Origin of the sequence: Dolichospermum sp. UHCC 0315A, assembly GCF_008121535.1 — a bacterium.
GTDB classification, from domain to species: domain Bacteria; phylum Cyanobacteriota; class Cyanobacteriia; order Cyanobacteriales; family Nostocaceae; genus Dolichospermum; species Dolichospermum lemmermannii.
This window is the reverse complement of record NZ_CP043056.1, coordinates 1,803,481-1,822,265: the sequence shown is the minus strand read 5'-3', so window position 1 is coordinate 1,822,265 and position 18,785 is coordinate 1,803,481. Positions and strand designations below refer to the sequence as shown.

Annotated in this window: 18 protein-coding genes and 2 pseudogenes; 10 read left to right on the top strand and 10 right to left on the bottom strand. The window is 37.5% G+C overall.

Annotated features, from left to right (window positions below; all coding sequences use genetic code 11):
* Nucleotides 1–186: 186 nt before the first annotated feature.
* From BMF77_RS08705 to BMF77_RS08665, 10 genes are all read right to left on the bottom strand, one after another.
* Complete coding sequence (locus BMF77_RS08705; protein WP_148762182.1) at nt 187–432, bottom strand: hypothetical protein; 246 nt, start codon at nt 430–432, stop codon at nt 187–189.
* Between the two features lie 8 nt (nt 433–440).
* Complete coding sequence (ssuE, locus tag BMF77_RS08700; protein WP_148762180.1) at nt 441–1,007, bottom strand: NADPH-dependent FMN reductase; 567 nt, start codon at nt 1,005–1,007, stop codon at nt 441–443.
* Nucleotides 1,008–1,041: 34 nt separating this feature from the next.
* On the bottom strand, nt 1,042–2,211 hold the full coding sequence (gene ssuD, locus BMF77_RS08695; protein ID WP_148762177.1) for an FMNH2-dependent alkanesulfonate monooxygenase: 1,170 nt from the start codon (nt 2,209–2,211) through the stop codon (nt 1,042–1,044).
* A 152-nt stretch (nt 2,212–2,363) separates the two neighbouring features.
* Nucleotides 2,364–3,209 carry an aliphatic sulfonate ABC transporter permease SsuC gene (gene ssuC / locus BMF77_RS08690; RefSeq protein ID WP_148762175.1) on the bottom strand — a complete coding sequence of 282 codons (846 nt, stop codon included), beginning with the start codon at nt 3,207–3,209 and terminating at the stop codon, nt 2,364–2,366.
* Between the two features lie 76 nt (nt 3,210–3,285).
* Entirely contained in the window at nt 3,286–4,323 is a 1,038-nt protein-coding gene (locus BMF77_RS08685) for a sulfonate ABC transporter substrate-binding protein (protein WP_148762173.1), read from the bottom strand.
* A gap of 60 nt (nt 4,324–4,383) precedes the next feature.
* On the bottom strand, nt 4,384–5,247 hold the full coding sequence (locus tag BMF77_RS08680) for a TauD/TfdA family dioxygenase (RefSeq protein WP_148762171.1): 864 nt from the start codon (nt 5,245–5,247) through the stop codon (nt 4,384–4,386).
* Nucleotides 5,248–5,440: 193 nt separating this feature from the next.
* Nucleotides 5,441–5,746, bottom strand: a complete 306-nt coding sequence (locus BMF77_RS08675; RefSeq protein WP_148762168.1) for a hypothetical protein — start codon at nt 5,744–5,746, stop codon at nt 5,441–5,443.
* 257 nt (nt 5,747–6,003) lie between these two features.
* Complete coding sequence (locus tag BMF77_RS27230) at nt 6,004–6,141, bottom strand: hypothetical protein (RefSeq protein ID WP_210422246.1); 138 nt, start codon at nt 6,139–6,141, stop codon at nt 6,004–6,006.
* A gap of 187 nt (nt 6,142–6,328) precedes the next feature.
* Nucleotides 6,329–7,150 carry an NADPH-dependent oxidoreductase gene (locus tag BMF77_RS08670; RefSeq protein ID WP_148762166.1) on the bottom strand — a complete coding sequence of 274 codons (822 nt, stop codon included), beginning with the start codon at nt 7,148–7,150 and terminating at the stop codon, nt 6,329–6,331.
* Between the two features lie 293 nt (nt 7,151–7,443).
* Nucleotides 7,444–9,234: an iron uptake porin gene (locus BMF77_RS08665; RefSeq protein ID WP_148762164.1), complete on the bottom strand. Its 1,791-nt coding sequence runs from the start codon at nt 9,232–9,234 to the stop codon at nt 7,444–7,446.
* A 449-nt stretch (nt 9,235–9,683) separates the two neighbouring features.
* On the opposite strand from BMF77_RS08665, the gene BMF77_RS08660 reads away from it, so the two are divergent.
* The 10 genes and pseudogenes from BMF77_RS08660 to BMF77_RS28950 form a co-directional block, all read left to right on the top strand.
* A complete protein-coding gene (locus tag BMF77_RS08660; protein WP_148762162.1) occupies nt 9,684–10,724 on the top strand; it encodes an NADP(H)-dependent aldo-keto reductase in 1,041 nt (346 codons plus the stop codon).
* Nucleotides 10,725–10,970: 246 nt separating this feature from the next.
* Nucleotides 10,971–11,957, top strand: a complete 987-nt coding sequence (locus BMF77_RS08655; protein WP_148762160.1) for a threo-3-hydroxy-L-aspartate ammonia-lyase — start codon at nt 10,971–10,973, stop codon at nt 11,955–11,957.
* A gap of 160 nt (nt 11,958–12,117) precedes the next feature.
* Nucleotides 12,118–12,774 (top strand): class I SAM-dependent methyltransferase family protein, encoded by a 657-nt coding sequence (locus BMF77_RS08650; RefSeq protein WP_148762158.1) that lies wholly within the window; start codon nt 12,118–12,120, stop codon nt 12,772–12,774.
* A gap of 3 nt (nt 12,775–12,777) precedes the next feature.
* Nucleotides 12,778–13,989, top strand: a complete 1,212-nt coding sequence (locus tag BMF77_RS08645) for a glutathione S-transferase family protein (protein WP_148762156.1) — start codon at nt 12,778–12,780, stop codon at nt 13,987–13,989.
* 27 nt (nt 13,990–14,016) lie between these two features.
* Entirely contained in the window at nt 14,017–14,457 is a 441-nt protein-coding gene (locus BMF77_RS08640) for a beta-lactamase hydrolase domain-containing protein (RefSeq protein WP_148762154.1), read from the top strand.
* A gap of 49 nt (nt 14,458–14,506) precedes the next feature.
* A complete protein-coding gene (locus BMF77_RS08635; RefSeq protein WP_148762152.1) occupies nt 14,507–15,307 on the top strand; it encodes an SDR family oxidoreductase in 801 nt (266 codons plus the stop codon).
* A 125-nt stretch (nt 15,308–15,432) separates the two neighbouring features.
* Nucleotides 15,433–17,079, top strand: coding sequence for an FAD-dependent oxidoreductase (locus BMF77_RS08630; RefSeq protein ID WP_148762150.1), 1,647 nt, complete (start codon nt 15,433–15,435; stop codon nt 17,077–17,079).
* A gap of 240 nt (nt 17,080–17,319) precedes the next feature.
* On the top strand, nt 17,320–17,649 hold the full coding sequence (locus tag BMF77_RS08625; RefSeq protein WP_148762148.1) for a ferredoxin family protein: 330 nt from the start codon (nt 17,320–17,322) through the stop codon (nt 17,647–17,649).
* Between the two features lie 29 nt (nt 17,650–17,678).
* Nucleotides 17,679–18,215: pseudogene (locus tag BMF77_RS28955) on the top strand (NAD(P)-dependent oxidoreductase); the annotation flags it as partial.
* 126 nt (nt 18,216–18,341) lie between these two features.
* Nucleotides 18,342–18,752: pseudogene (locus tag BMF77_RS28950) on the top strand (NAD(P)-dependent oxidoreductase); the annotation flags it as partial.
* Nucleotides 18,753–18,785 lie beyond the last annotated feature (33 nt).

Here is an 18,785-nt window from a genome sequence, read left to right as displayed (position 1 = left end):
CAATTACCATCGGTTTAAAACCATTTCATCATCCCACCAACGAAGGTATTTATCAATTTTGATGATGAAATATGCAAGCGATGGTAATTTATTTAGGTTTATTAGTTGGGGTAATATCTCCGACTTCTTATTTGATGATGTTAATTAAATTATGAACCAATGATAGAAGTCGGGGATCTACTTTTTTTAGCAAATTAATATTTTTTTCTTGGACATTTTTAACTGTTTCCAGAGAATATGTATTTGTTTATAAGCCTCTTCTGCGGAAAGTTTACCACCAGTTTGTAGACCAGAAATATAGTTCACTCGTTGCGAAAAATCTTGAAGTTGAGCATTAAATTCTAAACGTTCTGAATTCAAATCTCCATAATAAGGACTACGAGGATAAAGAAAATCAGATAGTTCCGATAGCAAATCAGAGTATTGATTCATAAATACCTTTAGTTACTATATGCTAATTCCTTGACATCAGGTTGGGATTTATTAACAGCTTGGATAAATTCGGTTAAAACTTCTTTGAGACGTTGATCAATTTCTTCATCCAATTGCAAACTACCATCAGCTTGAATTTGAATTTGCTTATCTACTGCGTAAACTGTACTTAAAATATGCCTTGCACCTAATTCACCTAAAACTGGTTTCAAAGCATATTCTATTGATAATAAATGAGCGATTGTACCACCAGTAGCTAACGGTAATAAAACCTTACCATTCAAAGCTTTTTGAGGTAATAAATCTAAAAAAGATTTGAGTAACCCTGTATAAGCAGCTTTATAAATTGGGGTGGCAATAATTACACCACTTGCTTGTTCTAATAATGCTTTTGGTTTTTCTAAAGCTGGACTGTTATAACGTCCATAAACTAAATCCTCAGCAGGTAAATCTCGCACAGAAATAATATTTGTTTCTAAGCCTTGTTCAGAAAGAATTTGAGTTGCATATTCCAAAATTCCGTAGGTTCTAGAAGGATGAGAAGGACTACCCGCGATCGCTAAAATATAAGCCATTTGACAAAAACCTCTTGATTTAATTAATTTTTAACTAATCTACAGTTGCTACTGTTGTTTCTCTAAGTTGTTCTTTAAGCTGTTGGGGAAATTCTCGGTTAGCAACAATTTCACCAAAAGGACTTAATAATTGTGGTTCTACTGTTGGTAAATTATCCAAAGGTAAACGAGGAAAAAGCAATTCTGCTACCCGATAAGCTTCCTCTAAATGGGGATAACCAGAGAAAATAAAAGTATCAATTCCTATGTCCGTATATTCCTGCATTCTTCTAGCAACAGTATCAGGATCACCTACTAATGCAGTTCCCGCACCACCACGAACTAAACCAATTCCTGCCCATAAATTAGGGCTAATTTCTAACGCTTCCCGACTGCCATTATGTAATGCCTTCATCCGCTGTTGTCCAACAGAATCCATGCGAGAATAGGCTTGTTGAGCTTTATGAATAGCTGCATCATCTACATAACGAATCAAATCATTAGCAGCATCCCAAGCCTGACTTTCAGTTTCTCTAACAATGACATGAAGACGAATCCCAAAGCTTAATGTTCTCCCTTGTGCTTGAGCTAAACGTCTCACAGAGGCAATTTTCTCTGCTACTTGTTCAGGTGGTTCACCCCAAGTCAAATAAACATCAACGTGCTTGGCAGCAATTACTTGAGCAATCGGAGAAGAACCACCAAACCACAAAGGGGGATGAGGTTTTTGGACATTAGGAAATAGGATTTTCCCTTCTTTAATATTGAGATAATCACCTTCAAAGTTAGAAATTTCACCTCCAGCAATTTCTCGCCAAACTGTTAAAAATTCATCAGTTAACTGATAGCGATCATCATGACTAAGATGCAAACCATCACCAGCTAATTCAACAGGATCACCACCAGTCACGACATTAATTAATAATCGTCCGCCAGAAATTCTATCAAAAGTTGCTGCCATTCTTGCCGCTACTCCTGGTGACATCAACCCTGGACGGATTGCTACTAAAAACCGCATTTTTTTAGTGTGCGTTACCAAAGTTGAAGCCAAAATCCAGGCATCTTCACAGGAACGACCAGTGGGTAATAAAGCCCCTGTAAACCCTAATTGATCAACCGCTTGGGCAATTTGTCGCCAATAATCAAAATTCACTGAACGACCACCTATAGCAGTTCCTAGATAGCGTCCATCACCATGTGTGGGAATAAACCAAAGAACTTGCATGATATTTAAGTGTAAAATTTTTCAATCAATAACTACGCTAAGTCTATCGGTAAACCGTATTATTTGAGTAATGACTAAGAGTATTACATAAATGGACTAAGAAAACAATACTTTTACCAAAATCAACTTTAATCCTATCGAGTATTAGTAGATTAACCCTTTAAATAACTGGGATTCCATTGCAACCAGTAGTTTTCCAAAGCTTTAGCAATTATATCAGCCAGTTTACCGAACAAGGCATAGATTACAATACTTAAAACTACAACATCAGTTTGCATGAATTCTCTAGCATTTGTTGCCATATAGCCAATGCCGGAGTCAGCAGCAATTGTTTCTGCAACAATGAGCGTTAACCACATAATCCCTAAAGAAAACCGCACACCCACTAAAATTGAAGACATAGCCCCTGGGAGAATAATTCGCCAGAATAAACCCCAAGTATTTAAACCGTATATCTTACCCATTTCAATTAATCCGTGATCAACACTACGAATCCCATGAAAAGTGTTTAAATAAATGGGAAACATAACACCTAAAGATACTAGAAATAATCTCGCCTCATCACCAATTCCAAACCATAAAATTACCAATGGAATTAATGCTAAGTTAGGAATATTTCGTAGCATTTGCAGAGATGTATCTAGTAACTTTTCCGCAATAGGAGAAATACCATTAAGTAACCCTAAACTAAAGCCAATACTTCCCCCCAATAAAAAACCAGATATTGCTCTTAGAGAGCTAATACCAATATTTCTGGGAAGTTCACCGCTTTGAGTTAATTTAATAGCAGCCGTAACAACTGCTAAAGGTGCGGGTAATATTCTTGTAGGAATAACACCAATAGAAGACAAAAACTGCCACACTACAATTATTGTAATTGGTACAACCCAGGGTATGAATGATTGGAAATAGCGATTTTTGATAAACTTAAACTGGAACTTATTTTTTTTAGTTCCATACTTTGAGAAGAAATCAGTAGCAGGAGAGGAAACTTTCATAATAATTTATTAAGTGATGAGGAAAATAATTATGGCGGGATTTAACCGCCGTGGTAAAAATCAGAATAACTACAGGTTATTTCTTACTAATTCTTTGGGGTGTAATAGCTGCATATTGTTGAGAACTTAAAACCGAATCTTTAATGGCAATTTGTTTAGGAATAACCCCTTCCTTATAAAACAAATCGGCAATGCGTTGTTGTTCAGCAACAAGAGATGAGTTGATTGGACGTAAACGGAATGTCCGTCTACGAACTACCACAGCTAAAAGTGCAGGATCAAGTTTTAGTTCAGGTGCAAGAATTTTCACAACTTCATTAGGATTAGATTCAGCCCATTCTCCTAATTTATCTACCTCTTCTAAAACTATCCGCACAACTTCTGGATTTTCCACAGCAAAACTCCGTCTAGCCATATAAAATCCGCCTTGAGTGGCAATTCTGGAAGCATTTCTTAAAACACGAGCATTAGCATTTTTTTGGACGAATGCAACAAATGGGTCCCAAGCAACCCAAGCATCAATTTTCTTTTGAATAAAAGCATCACGGGCTTCTGCTGGAGTTAAACTAACTGCTTGGATATCGCTATATTTTAAACCTACTTCACCTAATGCTCTAAGTAGTAAATAATGTGATGCTGATCCTTTTTGAAAAACAACTTTCTTCCCTTTAAGATCCTTAACTGTCTTAATAGGAGAATCTGGCTGCACAACAATAGCACTACCTTCACCTTTACTAGGTTTACGTCCAGCAATATAAGCTAATTGAGCGCCAGCAGCTTGAGCAAAAATGGGTGGTGTTTCTCCTACAGAACCAATATCAACCCTATTTGCATTCATCGCTTCCATTAATTGTGGACCAGCGGGAAATGCAGACCATTCTACCTTGATACCTAAAGGCTCAAGACGCTTATCTACCACTCCTTTGATTTTCACAATATCACCAGATGTTTGATAAGCAAGTCGGACTACTTTTGTCTTGATACCTGTTTTGTTAGTAGCATTTTGAGCTTGTACTATACTAGTCGCAATAGGAGCAGAAAGAAGAGCTAAGGCTAATGCTGAGTATTGAAAGAATTTCTGTAAAACTGTGCGTCGTGGTAACTTAAAGTTCATAATTATGTCTCATCACTTAATTTCAATTCAAATTGTTTTATTACTGTTTGACTACAAAACCTAAAATGGGCGACTACCCGCTAAACTAATGCGTTTCATAACCCGACGTTGATTAGGATCAAAAGCTTGGCGATAATGCAAAGTAGATTGATTATCCCAGTAGACAATATCGCCTACAGACCATTGATGTTGATAATAAAATTGAGGTTGATGCAGATGATTTCTCAACTGTTCAATTAATTCTTTGCCCTCTTGGGGTTCTAAACCAACAACTTCAACTTCTGTGGTGTAATCTAAATACAAAATCTTCTTACCACTCTCTGGATGTGTTCTCACCAATGGGTGAGGAAAGACAGGACTAATGAGAGGAATATTCTTATTCTCACGATATTTTTGGCGAGGTTCTCCTGGCTTATTTAAAAATGGATTATAAGTAATCAACCGCAAATCGGCAATTCGTTGTTTGGTTGATTCATCCAAAGTTTCATAAGCTAAATTGAGATTTAAGCATGCAGTATCTCCACCTTCAGATGGTACTTCTAAAGCATAAAGTAGAGAACCACTAGAAGGATAGGGTGTCCATTTATGATCAGAATGAAAGGCTAATTCACCTGTACCTGTGTAACCACCATCAACATTAGAAACGGGAATTATAACTGGTGTTACTCCTGGACCAGAAGCGAGAACTGGAACATTATCTGGTGGGACAAATAATGAACCAAAATTAAAAGTAAAGTTCAAAAACTGCTCATCATTAAGATGTTGATTTTTGAAAATGAGAATATGATAATCTCTAAGTGCTTGTTTTAATTCTAAAATAACTTCAGGTAGAACTTTTTTACTAGCATCTAGTTCATTAATAACTGCTCCTAATGGTGCATCAAGACGAGTAATTTGGAAATTAGTTAAAGTAAGTGTTGCCATAGTTAAAAATTAAATTCATTCAAGTTTCATAGTTTTGTCAAAAATCAATTTAAGTTTTACTTCTTTTTACTTTCTCCCAAAAATAAAGAGAAATAAAACTATTATAAATTGCTATTTTTTAGCAAGCACTTCCTTCGGAGTAATTGCAGCATATTGTTGAGGAGTTAAAAACCCATCTCTAACATTTACTTTTTTAGGTATAAGCCCCAAAAGCTCCTAATCGTTTTTCTAAAATGCCTTTTTTTTCTAAAACTGCTAAGGCTGTAAGCTGTTTAGAACGAACTATTCGGACTACTTTCTTGTCATTACTGGCAATTAGTTTACTATTTGTGTTAGTTGTAATAGATGAAATTGCTTGATGTTGAGCGCTATTTTGAGGTGTATTCCAAGTGAATAACGCAGCAGATAGGACTAAACTAGAGCTAAAAGCGGATAAAGCAGAACGACGAGTGATCCGTTTGTTTTTCCATGATTTCAATTTAGTTTCCCAATTCAGCATGATTGAATTCTCCTTTTTTGTGAACATTTTCTAGTTTTGTTAAATATTTAAGAAAGTGAGGTAGAAAAAATAATCTACCTCAACACGGCATGAGGAAACCTAAAAATAACTGACAGTAATGCTTGGTAAGCCATGTAGAGAATATCAGTTATAAGTCAAATACCAAGATTGTTTAAATCCTAAGATTAGGAAAGAGAAGTTGAGAAAAATTGGCTTTCTCACTTTTCACCAATATCACCTACTAACTCTAAATAATCTCAGAAGGCGCTGGGAAATTTCTGGGTATGAACTTCGGTGTTGATCAGAGGATAGTCTAGATAACACCGTGGGCTGACTACTTGAACGCCTATCTGTGCAAATTTGGCTTTTCGCAGACTTTCTATGGCGATAGTCATAATTTTTGCTCCAAACAGTTTCTAGTAATGGCATTTAAGCAGATACAGAATTCAATAAATAAGAAGAAGACGATGATGAAGATCCAGTTTGTAGTGATTCTTGTTTACCCATAACTCTATCTAAAATTCTCTCTACGAGCTTCGCAAACTTTGCATCTCCTCTAGCCCGTGGACGGGGCAGATTTAATTATTGTAATTTAAAACCCAAACTATTCAGAATTTCCTTTAATCTATGCCGACCAGATAAAGATTCAGCCGATGCTACCCTTTTACTAGAATGTTCCGACCAATCACCAGGAATATTGATATGTTGTGAATTGTAGAATTTCTCCATGATTTGGTTATATTCTGATATTCCTTGCTCTTGTTGGGCAAGTTGATATGTTTCTCGATGTAATATCACTGATTGAGATAAACGTGGTTTAATTGCCACATTCACAATGGGATCAGCATAGCCTACACACAAACCGAAAACAGCAACTACATGAGGAGGTAAATTCAATATCTGCGCTACCTCTTCTGGTTTATTTCGTAATGCACCGATATACACAGTTCCCAACCCGATAGATTCTGCTGCGACTACAGCATTTTGTGCTGCTAATGCGGCATCTATAGCTGCCATTAAAAACATTTCCAAATAATCTAAACCTTCATGAGGTAGTCCGCGATTTTCGGCAATGTGAGTGAGTCTGGCTAAATCTGCTAACCACACTAAAAATAAAGGAGATTGGCGAATATGTGCTTGATTATTAGTTAGTTTTGATAATTCTTCTTTGCGATTTGCATCTTCAACTGCTACTACACTCCAGGTTTGGAGATTGGAGGAAGTAGAAGCAGATTGAGCAGCAGCAATTAAAACTTCTAAAGTTCCTGGGGGTAAAGCATCAGGTAAATAAGCACGAATTGAACGATGGGATAACAGAGTTGCTAAGGTGTCACTCCAGGGAATATCTGGATTGAAGTTATTATGACCATAGCGATGATTAAGTAATTCAGTTGGGTTAGTCATAACTTGCAGAAAAATGATTATGAAAATGTCAGAATCAGGATTTACAGGATTAAAGGATTAAGAGGATTAAAATGTCTGAATCAGGATGTCCAGGATTTAAGGATTAACGGGATGAAAATGTCTGAATCAGGATGTCCAGGATTTAAGGATTAACTGGATGAAAATGTCTGAATCAGGTGGTTATCGAGCGAAGTCGAGATAATGTCCAAGATTTAAGGATTAACGGGATTAAAGACTTTTGATAAATACGAAATCCTACAAATCTTCAAATCTTGTAAATCCTGATTTATGCGTTAAAATCTGAAGGTGGTACGTAACCAACCCACCAAACTAGCAGGATTAGTAGTATCTGAATTTGGCGCTGTTACCCAAATAAATCCAGGTGTAACTTCAATGTTATTAGTCAGTTTATATTGATACCATCCCTCAACGTGCAGAGAGGTATCTTTGTCGGCTTGACCCTTACCTGCTCCCAAATCTACATTTTTACTAAGTGCAGTTAGTGTTGGTGCTACACCCACAAAAATAGCTCCTAAACTACCTTTTTTTCCTAAATCAGGAGATGTTAGTCCTACTCCCCAGTTCCAGACTTGACCATCTCCTTGTCCCAAATAACGATGGGCTGAATAACCTACAAAAGTATTAGCTGTTAACTTGGGGCTAAATCTATATAATGCCCCAAGTCCGTAAAGATTTCCTACTGTTCCTTGATCAACAATGCCCTGAGCTGCGTTGGCTGGGTTAGTGGAAATGGTGCTATTTGCTAGGTTACTTCCCGCCGCCGGACCAAAGTTTGTTCCACCTTGACCTAAAGTACCCGCTGGACTATAGGTGTTAGCGTAACTCAAACCTACACGGAAATTCTTTTTGGGGCTAAAGTATGTTATCTGTCCAAATGCTACATATCTACCTGTAAATAAGCCATTCTTAGGTGCGGGATTATCACCATTAGGCGCACTGTATGATGCACCTAATTGCCACTGTTTACTTAGGTCGTGAAGTATGGCAATTCCAGGGCCTGTATCTCCATAGTTATAGACCATATTCCGCCGGGAAAATCGAGAAATCCCGTTAGAAGCTGACCCTTCAAATGGGTTTGTTGGACCACTTAAACCAATCTCGTTTGCTCCATCAGATTGGGCAAAAATGTTAAATTGGGTCTTTTTACCAACTGGAAACCGATAACGGATACCACCAACAGAAATCTGATTTGCGCCAAAACTAGGACTGGCATTATCGGCAGTTCTACTGTCAAATGTACCAAATATTCCGCCAGTGGGATTATTTGTGCTAAGTCCTGTTCCAGTTCCTCTAGGATTAGGTACTCCACCTAATGAGTTAATATTTCCACCGGAAAGTGTTAATCGTAGTTGATCTTTACCAGTAAAACTACTACTTAATATTAAGCGAGTCCGCTGGGAAAATGTAATGGTGCTGGGTGCGGGTTGTTTGGTAACGACGTTATTCCCGGCTAAAACTCCACCAACTACAAACTGCACTTCACCTTGTAGCTTAGTTGTTGTTGAAAATTGATTACCTTCTAATTCTGTGGTTCGTGCTTCTATTGTCTGTAATCTTCCGCGTAATACAGTAAGTTCGGTATTAAATTCTTCAGTTAGTCGTTGTATGCTTTCCAAATCTGCTTTTAGAGCTAAATCAGATGTAGATGCAGCAATAAGTTTATTGACTTGATCTAAACAAGCATTTAACCCTGCGGCAAATTCATAGCGAGTCAAGGCTCGATTACCACGATATTTAGTATCAGAACCTACTAAGCAGTTATAACGTTCTATAAGAGATTTTAAGGCCTCATAAGCCCAGTCAGAGGGTTGGACATCTGAAAGCTGGGATACAGATGTAACTTGTGATTCATCTGGTAAAGAGGAAGGTTCTTTTTGGGCAATTATTTGAGTAATGTTGTTCAAGTCAGGAGCATTGATGCTGACTGATGATAAAGTCTCTTTGTTTGTTGTTTCACGTTCTCCTCTTATTTCACTAGCAGAAGTTTTTGTACTAGCTGCTAAGACTAATAGGAATACAGACATGGGCAAAGTAAGCAATAAATTCCAAGCAGTTTTTTTCATTTTGATAACCTCACACACACAAAATTTAAGGCAGTCCGAAATCATCAATAATTTCGGACTTACCAGAGGAAAGATCAAGGAACTTCTCAGATAGAAATTTTCGGTAATACGTCCATTGAGACTGGTTTTGTATTCGTAGTGACAGGAAAGCCTATAGTAGCAACTAAATTACCCTATATTAGATAATCCGGTAATTTGGTCAAGTTACTGTAGTTAATCTGTGATAGATAGCAGTATTTCACAAAAAATCTAGAATTTGAGTATTGGTGGATACATTTTTCATAATTTTAAATTAATTGCTACAAAGGGTTGTATGTCTAAAATTTGTATGATAGTATGCTTTTTCAGGTGTTAACTCCGTTAAATCAGTAGATTTAGTGTAGTTTGATGGAATAGTGATATTTTTAGTTTTTGTAGCAAAATGGAATCAGGAGAATCATTTAAACATTATGAAATACAATCAACTTGGTGCAAGCGACCTCAATGTTTCAGAAATTTGCTTGGGAACTATGACCTATGGGCATCAAAATACTATTGAGGATGCACATGAGCAACTTGACTATGCTGTTACCCAAGGGATAAATTTCTTAGATGCGGCAGAAATGTATCCCGTCCCTCCTCGTGGTGAAACCCAAGGGAAAACTGAGGCTTATATTGGTGAATGGTTGAAGAAACAGCAACGAGATAAATTAATTGTAGCTACTAAGATTGCTGGTCCGGGTCGTCCTTTTTCTTGGTTGAGGGGTGGAAATAATAAAGTTGACCGTGATAATATTACACAGGCAGTAAATGATAGTTTGCAGAGATTACAAACTGATTATGTAGATTTGTATCAAATTCATTGGCCTGATCGTTATGTTCCGACATTTGGACAAACAAGTTATAATCCAGAATCAGAAAGGGAATCTGTGCCTATTGCGGAACAGTTACAGGCTTTTGCTGATGTGATTAAAGCTGGGAAGATTCGCTATTTGGGTTTAAGTAATGAAACGCCTTGGGGGGTGAGCGAGTTTGTTCGCATTGCTAATGATTTGGGATTACCTAAAGTTGTGACAACTCAAAATGCTTACAATTTATTAAATCGTAATTTTGAATCAGGTTTAGCTGAAGTTTATCGTTATACAGATGTGGGTTTATTGGCTTATAGTCCCCTGGGTTTTGGGTTTTTGACTGGTAAATACATAGAGAATCAACAGTTAGAAAATACGAGAATAACTCTATTTTCAGGTTTTGGACAACGTTATTTAAAACCCAATGTGCAGGAAGCGGTGAAGGCTTATGTGGAGGTTGCTAAAAAGTATAATCTGTCACCTGCTCAATTAGCGATCGCATTTGTCAAAAGTCGTTGGTTTGTGAAAAGCACAATTATTGGCGCAACAACTTTGGCACAATTGCAGGAAAATATAGATAGTGTCAATGTGGTTTTAGATCAAGAGATTTTCGCAGAAATAGATGCAATTCATACTCGTTATCCTAATCCAGCACCTTAACCAGATTTTGTAAAAAATACAAAGCGGGATTCTCACCTCACTTAATAAGTAGCTTGACACAATTAAATATAAAACCTCTCCCTAACCCTCTCCACAAGGAGAGGGAAAAGGAATAAATCTTGATACTGGAGAGACTTTGACTCCCCCTTCCCTGGTAGGGAAGGGGGGTGGGGGGTTAGGTTTGTATTATATTTTTTAACGCCCACTTACTTATTAATGATAGTGAGAGTTACTTTATGAAAAAAAATGTTATTATCTGATTCTGTTACTATTACTGATGTAGAAGCAGCGCAAAAAAGGCTTTTAGGTATTGCCCATCAAACACCAGTAATTACTTCTAATACTTTCAATAAACTGACTAAAAGCCAAGTATTTTTTAAATGCGAAAATTTTCAACGGACAGGAGCATTTAAGTTTCGTGGCGCTTATAATGCTTTAGTTCAATTATCAGCCCAGCAAAAAATAAAAGGCGTTATTACCTATTCTTCAGGAAATCATGGACAAGCGATCGCTTTAGCCGGAAAATTACTCAATATTCCCACAGTTGTAGTTATGCCTGATAATGCACCAATAGTCAAACAAACTGCTACTCGCGGTTATGGTGCAGAAGTCATTTTATACAGCCCTGACACAACTAACCGGGAAGAATTAACCAAAAGTCTCGCAGTAGAACGCGAATTAACTTTAATTCCCCCCTATGATCATCGTCATATAATTGCTGGACAAGGTACAACTGCATTAGAACTAATTCAGGAAGTGGGACAACTAGATTACTTATTAGTATGTTGTGGTGGTGGTGGATTAATTTCTGGTTGTGCAGTTGCGACAAAAGCGGTTTTACCTAATTGTCAAATAATCGGTGTAGAACCGGAATTAGCCGATGATGCTACTCGCTCCTTTTATACCAAAACCCTGCAAATTGTCCATAATCCCCATACCATTGCTGATGGTGCAAGAACTCCCAGTTTGGGTAAAATCACCTTTCCCTTAGTCTTGGAATATGTAGATGATATGGTGACAGTATCAGATGCAGGCATAATTCGCACCATGTTTTTGATTTGGGAACGCTTAAAAATCGTTGTTGAACCTACCGGAGTTATAGCTGCAACAGCATTATTAGAAGGTGTAGTTAAAGCACCGGGTGCGAGAATTGGCGTAATTATCAGTGGTGGAAATGTAGATTTATTACAAGTTAGTCAATTGAAACAACTTAATCATCTTTTGCATTACTAGATAAATAATTATCTAACTACTTGATTTTCCCCAAATTGATATGGTAGTCTGTGTTTATATTTAATCTACGGTTTTTTGATAGACATACCGTATTTTTATGTTATAGTGATGAAAGACACTGTTGAGAATCTGAATTTTTAGCAATCGGGAATCTTCTTTTATGGCAAAAGATTGGTTAGAATGGCACGATCTTTACAACACTGAACCCAAATTACAGCAACGGCTAGAAATCGTGCAGGAATATATTTCCTATGGTTTGGATAACTCCCCAACTGGTACTATTCGAGTAGTTAGTGCTTGCGCTGGTGATGGACGAGATTTGTTAGGAACATTAGCAAATCATCCTCGCGCTAAAGATGTATATGCAAGATTAGTAGAAATCAATCCCCAGTTAGTTAAACATGGGCGCGAAACAATAGAATCATTAAATCTAACAAAACAAATTGAGTTTATCAATGGTGATGCAACTGCTGCTGATAACTATGTAGGAGCAGTACCCGCAGATATTGTGATTGTTTGTGGAATTTTTGGGAATTTAGCTGATGAAAATGAACTCAATCGTTTATTAGGAAACTTGAGCTTTTTGAGTAAAAAAGGTGCTTTTGTTCTCTGGACTCGTGGACATTCTAACGGTATTGCTTATTCAGAAACCGTGCGTAAATACTTCCGTGATTTTGGATTTGAAGAAGTTAACTTTAAACTCACAGCCACAGGAGATATGGGAGTAGGGATTCATCGTTATTTAGGTGAAAATTTACCTACACCCAAAGAAGAACAACTATTTGTATTTTCTGGCGTTCCAAATAAAGCGAGGTAACAAATGTCCATTACAAGCACTACCATATCTAATTGGGATCAATTATTAGAAAGCGCTCGACAAAATACCCCCGCCCGTCGAGTCAAAAGACCAGGACAAGCACCTTCTACTGCTCCTATTCCTAGCAGTTTACATAAACTTTCCCCGGAGAGAAAACCGCCGATATTGTTATATAGAGATAGTAACTCTTGGTGTCCTTTTTGTGAAAGAGTTTGGTTTGCGTTAGAAGAAAAACAAATTCCCTTTGAAACAGAATTTATTGATCTGAGTAATAAACCGAAATGGTACACAGATTTAGTGCCAACAACTCTTGTCCCCGCAGCAAATATTGAGGGCAAATTCATTTATGAATCAAAAGATATTCTTTTAGAATTGGAAGAACACTTTGGAGAAACATTGTTACCTGAAAATCCCGAAGAAAATGCTCTTGCTAGACAATGGGTTGAAGATGCAGAAACTAATGGGTTTCGGGATATTGCCTATAAATTCTTGAGACAACCTCCAGAAGATGCCAAAGAATTAGCAAATTTAGAAGCAGAATTTGAAGCTAAATTAGATGAAATTGAAAAAACTTTAGGTAGATACTCAAAACCATATTTTTTATCAACATTTAGTTTGGTAGATATTATGTATAGTCCCCATTTAGATAGATTGGCGGCTAATTTACCAGTATATAGAGGATATCACATCAAAGGAAATCCTCGTTTTCCTCTCATCAATGTTTGGTTTGCAGCACTTAAAAAACGTCCTGCTTACAACAGAGTTAAATCAGACAATATTACTAATAATTTACTTTTACGCCGTAGATTTGGTGTAGAACCTATTGGTAATCCCTTACCTTTAGACTTAGCTGATGCTGAATTTATTGAATATCGAGCAGAAGCGGCTGAAAGATTAAGTGATAATCGAGAAACTGCTATTGGCGATATTCTCAAAAATTCAGGAGTTCAATCTTTAGGTGATATCTCAATAATCAAAGAAATTGTTGATTTTCACCTCAGACTATTAGCTGATTATCTCCTTAATGGTAATAACGAACTATTACTAGGAGGAAGAACAGGTGGAAAAGAAAGTATAGATCCAATTATGGCGGCTACAGGGGCTATTACACTAGCTTATGTGAGAAATAGGATTTGTGCGCCACGAGATATGAGTGCTGGTGCTGCTACTGCATTGCGAGCCGCAGTAGATAAGCTTTTGGCATCTATTTATTGATTTCATTTCATCCAAAGAGGAATCAAAATGACTGATTTTAAAAAGGTTAATGATGATTTGAGTATCGCTGGACAAATTTCTGCTGAGGAATTAAGAAAATTAGCAATTGAGGGTTTTAAATCAGTTTTGAATTTACGTGATCCTGATGAAAATGGTTTTTTCCATGATGAAAAGCAAGAAGCACAAATTGTAGGATTGGAATATACAAACATTCCTTTAAATTCTCAAGCACCAAATCAAGAATTAACAGCAGAAGCAATTCTAGAAATTGATCATTTACCCAAACCAATTTTAATTCACTGTGCTGGTGGTGCAAGAGCCGGAGGAATAGCCTTAATTGCAGAAGCAATTCAATCAGGTTTTACTTATGAACAAATTGCTCAAAAAGCTAATGAATTGGGCATTAATTTAGAACAGCCACATCTCAAGCAATTTCTCTTAGAAAATTTTGCAGTTAAGCAAATTTAGATTTTTCAAATTATTTGGTTTGTAAATTTATCAGGGGGTACAATTTTTTATGAGTTTAGAACTAAATCTATCAGGTAAAACAGCAATTGTTACAGGTGGTAGTGCAGGAATTGGGTTAGCTACAGCTAAAGCTTTGTATAGTGAAGGTGTGAATGTAGTTATTGCTGCTCGCAATCAAGAAAAACTTTATCAAGCAATAGTTGATATTCAATATTTACCCAATACAGAGGCTAAAGTTATTAGCGTTAGTGCCGACTTAACTACAGCAGAAGATGTTGAGAAGGTTGTTTCTACAACAATTGAACAATTTGGTAAAATTGACATCTTGATTAATAATGCTGGTTCAGCCCGTGCGGGTTCATTTTTAGAATTAAGTGATGAAGCATTTTTAGATGCTTGGAATTTAAAACTTTTGGGGTACATTCGATTAGTTAGAGCCGTTGTTCCCTATTTGAAAAATCAAGGTGATGGACGCATTGTTAACATTATTGGTGGTGCTGGACGCACACCCCGCCCCAACTTCCTACCAGGAGGAACATCCAATGCGGCTCTACTCAACTTTACAAGAGGCATTTCTAAAGAATTAGCCCTAGATAATATTAGAATTAATGCCATTTCTCCTGGTTTAACAGACACAGAAAGAGCGAAAACTTTAGCAGTGCAAAATGCCCAAAGTTTAGGTATTACGGTAGATGAATATAAAGCCCAAGCAGTGAAATCAATTCCTTTAGGAAAAATCGTCAAGCCTGAAGAAATTGCTGCACTAGCTTTATTTTTAGTTTCTGATTTAGCTGCTTCTATAACTGGTGCAGAAATTCAAGTTGATGGTGGAACTACACCAGGAGTTTAAGTTATTGCGTAGGTTGGGTTAAGCGACAGCGCAACCCAACAAAATTCTGAAAATGTTGGGTTTCCTTACGTCAACCCAACCTACGATTTTTCAATAAATTAATGTTAAAAAAAAGAGGAATTTCCATGACTCAGAAACAATTATTTTCCCAAGATAGCGATATTGATCAAACCTTATTAGCTGATGTATTAGTAATTGGTGGTGGCCCGGCTGGAACTTGGTCAGCTTGGAGTGCTGCTAATGGTGGTGCAAAAGTGGTTTTGGTGGACAAAGGCTATTGCGGTACAAGTGGCTGTGCCGCTGCATCAGGTAACGGTGTATGGTGTGTTGCACCAGAACCCGACAGTCGAGAGGCTGCAATGGCTTCTAGGGAGGCTTTAGGAGGATTTTTATCTAGCCGAGATTGGATGCAACGGGTCCTAGATCAAACTTATGCGAACGTCAACCAACTAGCTGATTGGGGTTATCCTTTCCCTACAGATGAAGAAGGTAAACCCTATCGGCGCAGTCTGCAAGGTCCAGAATATATGCGCTTGATGCGATCGCAAATAAAACGGGCAGGAGTGAAAATTTTAGATCACAGTCCGGCTTTGCAGTTGTTGGTAGATGCAGAAGGGGCTGTAGCTGGGGCGACGGGGGTTAACCGTCAGACTGGAGAAAAGTGGGTTGTGCGATGCCTTCGGCGAGCGCAGCTATCGCATTCAGTGATCATTGCTACTGGAGGCTGTGCTTTTTTGAGTAAAGCCTTGGGTTGCAATGTGCTAACAGGTGATGGATATCTCATGGCGGCCGAAGCGGGTGCAGATATGTCAGGAATGGAGTTTTCCAACGCCTATGGCATCGCACCTGCTTTTTCTTCTGTCACCAAAACCTTATTCTATAATTGGGCAACTTTCACCTACGAAGATGGGACACCTATCCCCGGTGCTGGTTCACAAAAAGGGCGTTCTGTCATTGCCGAAACCTTGATAACTCAGCCTGTTTATTGCATCATAGACAAAGCCTCAGAAGAAATGCAGGTAACAATGCGTTTATCCCAACCCAATTTCTTTCTACCTTTTGATCGTGCAGGTATTAATCCCTTTACTCAACGTTTCCCTGTAACTCTGCGCTTAGAGGGGACTGTCCGGGGTACAGGTGGCATTAGAATTACTGATTATACTTGTGCTACTTCAGTACGTGGACTCTATGCTGCTGGTGATGCAGCCACAAGGGAATTAATTTGTGGTGGTTTTACTGGTGGCGGTAGTCATAATGCAGCTTGGGCGCTATCTTCAGGGTATTGGGCAGGACAGTCTGCGGCTACATACTCCCATAATTTAGGTGTGCAAGCCAACCAACGACCAGTTCAAGCTGTAGGTAGTGTAGGATTTATTTCTGGTAGTGAAAAACAAATTCACAGTGAAGACATCATCAAAGCCACTCAAGCGGAAGTTTTTCCATACAATCGCAATTATTTCCGTAACGAACAAACTTTAACGGAATCATTGCAAAGATTACATTCTCTGTGGGATGAAATTCGTAATAGTCAAGTTGCAGATAATAGTAATATTGTCCGCACCAGGGAAGCTGCGGGAATGGTAGCCACAGCTAGATGGATGTATAGCAGTGCTTTGGAACGCAGAGAAACTCGCGGAATGCACAAACATTTAGATTATCCAGAACAGGATACTAATCAACAACATCATTTAATTAGTGGTGGTTTGGATCAAGTTTGGGTAAAAGCTGCACCTATACAGGATACAAAAGCAAAAGAACTTGTAACTGTTTAATTGTAGGTTGGATTGACGCAAGGAAACCCAACATCATAGCAATTCTTAGTCAAGTAAGGTACAACTCTTAGTCAAGTAAGGTACAACAAAAAATAATTAACCGCAGATGGAAGATGATGGACGCAGATAAACGCAGATAAATTTGTCAGGAAAGGTTATATCAAAACTTTTGTTGGGTTGCGCTGTCGCTTAACCCAACCTACATCAATATAAATTTTGGATCAACTTTGGTTTTTTATTATGATTGAATTAGTTAGTGAATCCCGGTGCATTGAATGTAATATCTGTGTTAAAGTTTGCCCGACAAACGTATTTGATAAAGTACCGAATGCACCTCCAAGAATTGCCAGACAAAGCGACTGTCAAACTTGTTTTATGTGTGAATTATACTGTCCGGTTGATGCGCTGTATGTTTCACCCGATGTAGAACCATTAACAGGAATTAATGAACAATCATTAGCAGAAACTCAACTTTTAGGCAGTTATCGCAAAAATATTGGTTGGGGAAAATCTGTTACCAATACAGCTAAACAAGATTCAACATATCAATTGTTGCAGAAGATGAAATAGAACATCAAAAATAATCGAAGTTATCAATTATGAAACTCATTTTACCTGTAGAAATTGCTGATGAAATTGAGCCACATTTACCTGAAAATAATACTATAGTGCGTGTAGATGGTGAAGGAAATATAGATGGTGATGCCACAGATGCAGAAGTTTATTTTAGTTGGTTTTATCTCAAACCTACTACTTTACATCGAGTGTTAGATGCTGCACCTTCATTACGTTGGCATCATGCCCCAAATGCGGGTGTAAATCATATTTTGACACCAAAACATTTAGAACGGGATTTAATTTTAACTAATGGTTCTGGAGTACATGGTATTCCCATTGCTGAATTTGTGATTGCTTATTTATTGGCTTATTCTAAGCGATTACCAAGTTTATATAAACTACAAAATGAGCATGATTGGCAAAGAGGTTTACCAATTCAGGAATTATTCGATAAAACTTTATTAATTATTGGCACAGGTGGAATTGGTCAAGAAATTGCGGTTCGTGCTAAAGCTTTTGGAATGCGGATTTTTGGTAGTTCTCGTAATGCAAGACCATTACCAAATTTTGATAAAGTAAGTAAGTCGGCCCAATAAAATCGATATATGTTTAGTTTTGTAAAAACCGTGAAACACCCTATTTATAAGGTATTCGTTAATTTATATTTCGTTACATAGATTGATTTTTTAACGCCGACCTACTTAGTGGGTGCAAATGAATGGAAACAACTACTTCCAGAATCAGATTTTGTGGTGATTGCTACACCTTTAACGCCGGAAACAAAGGGAATGATTGATGTAGATACCCTGCGTTTATTTCGCCCTGACTCCTATTTAATTAATATTGCACGGGGGGCAATTGTTGATGAATCAGCACTTAATAAAGCTTTACAAGCAGGTTGGATTGCTGGTGCAGCTTTAGATACAGTCTTTACAGAACCATTGCCAACAGAGAGTCCTTTGTGGACGTTGCCAAATATTTTTATTACCCCCCATTGTTCTGGTAATTCTCCTAGAGTAAAAGAGAGAACACTTGCCCTATTTATAGATAACTTCAACCGCTATAATCAAGGTAAGCCTTTACGTAATGTGGTAGATAAAACTGCTGGTTATTAGGAATTTTTATTCGTCAAAATAGGAAAACCAGAT

What these genes read in the sequence shown, in the direction of transcription:
- BMF77_RS08630 (WP_148762150.1), top strand. Translation starts at nt 15,433, where the DNA reads ATGACTCAGAAACAATTATTTTCCCAAGATAGCGATATTGATCAAACC.
- BMF77_RS08625 (WP_148762148.1), top strand. Translation starts at nt 17,320, where the DNA reads ATGATTGAATTAGTTAGTGAATCCCGGTGCATTGAATGTAATATCTGT.
- BMF77_RS08635 (WP_148762152.1), top strand. Translation starts at nt 14,507, where the DNA reads ATGAGTTTAGAACTAAATCTATCAGGTAAAACAGCAATTGTTACAGGT.
- BMF77_RS08665 (WP_148762164.1), bottom strand. Translation starts at nt 9,234, where the DNA reads ATGAAAAAAACTGCTTGGAATTTATTGCTTACTTTGCCCATGTCTGTA.
- BMF77_RS27230 (WP_210422246.1), bottom strand. Translation starts at nt 6,141, where the DNA reads ATGACTATCGCCATAGAAAGTCTGCGAAAAGCCAAATTTGCACAGATA.
- BMF77_RS08680 (WP_148762171.1), bottom strand. Translation starts at nt 5,247, where the DNA reads ATGGCAACACTTACTTTAACTAATTTCCAAATTACTCGTCTTGATGCA.
- BMF77_RS08650 (WP_148762158.1), top strand. Translation starts at nt 12,118, where the DNA reads ATGGCAAAAGATTGGTTAGAATGGCACGATCTTTACAACACTGAACCC.
- BMF77_RS08645 (WP_148762156.1), top strand. Translation starts at nt 12,778, where the DNA reads ATGTCCATTACAAGCACTACCATATCTAATTGGGATCAATTATTAGAA.
- BMF77_RS08685 (WP_148762173.1), bottom strand. Translation starts at nt 4,323, where the DNA reads ATGAACTTTAAGTTACCACGACGCACAGTTTTACAGAAATTCTTTCAA.
- BMF77_RS08640 (WP_148762154.1), top strand. Translation starts at nt 14,017, where the DNA reads ATGACTGATTTTAAAAAGGTTAATGATGATTTGAGTATCGCTGGACAA.
- ssuD (WP_148762177.1), bottom strand. Translation starts at nt 2,211, where the DNA reads ATGCAAGTTCTTTGGTTTATTCCCACACATGGTGATGGACGCTATCTA.
- BMF77_RS08705 (WP_148762182.1), bottom strand. Translation starts at nt 432, where the DNA reads ATGAATCAATACTCTGATTTGCTATCGGAACTATCTGATTTTCTTTAT.
- BMF77_RS08655 (WP_148762160.1), top strand. Translation starts at nt 10,971, where the DNA reads ATGTTATTATCTGATTCTGTTACTATTACTGATGTAGAAGCAGCGCAA.
- ssuE (WP_148762180.1), bottom strand. Translation starts at nt 1,007, where the DNA reads ATGGCTTATATTTTAGCGATCGCGGGTAGTCCTTCTCATCCTTCTAGA.
- BMF77_RS08660 (WP_148762162.1), top strand. Translation starts at nt 9,684, where the DNA reads ATGAAATACAATCAACTTGGTGCAAGCGACCTCAATGTTTCAGAAATT.
- BMF77_RS08675 (WP_148762168.1), bottom strand. Translation starts at nt 5,746, where the DNA reads ATGCTGAATTGGGAAACTAAATTGAAATCATGGAAAAACAAACGGATC.
- ssuC (WP_148762175.1), bottom strand. Translation starts at nt 3,209, where the DNA reads ATGAAAGTTTCCTCTCCTGCTACTGATTTCTTCTCAAAGTATGGAACT.
- BMF77_RS08670 (WP_148762166.1), bottom strand. Translation starts at nt 7,150, where the DNA reads ATGACTAACCCAACTGAATTACTTAATCATCGCTATGGTCATAATAAC.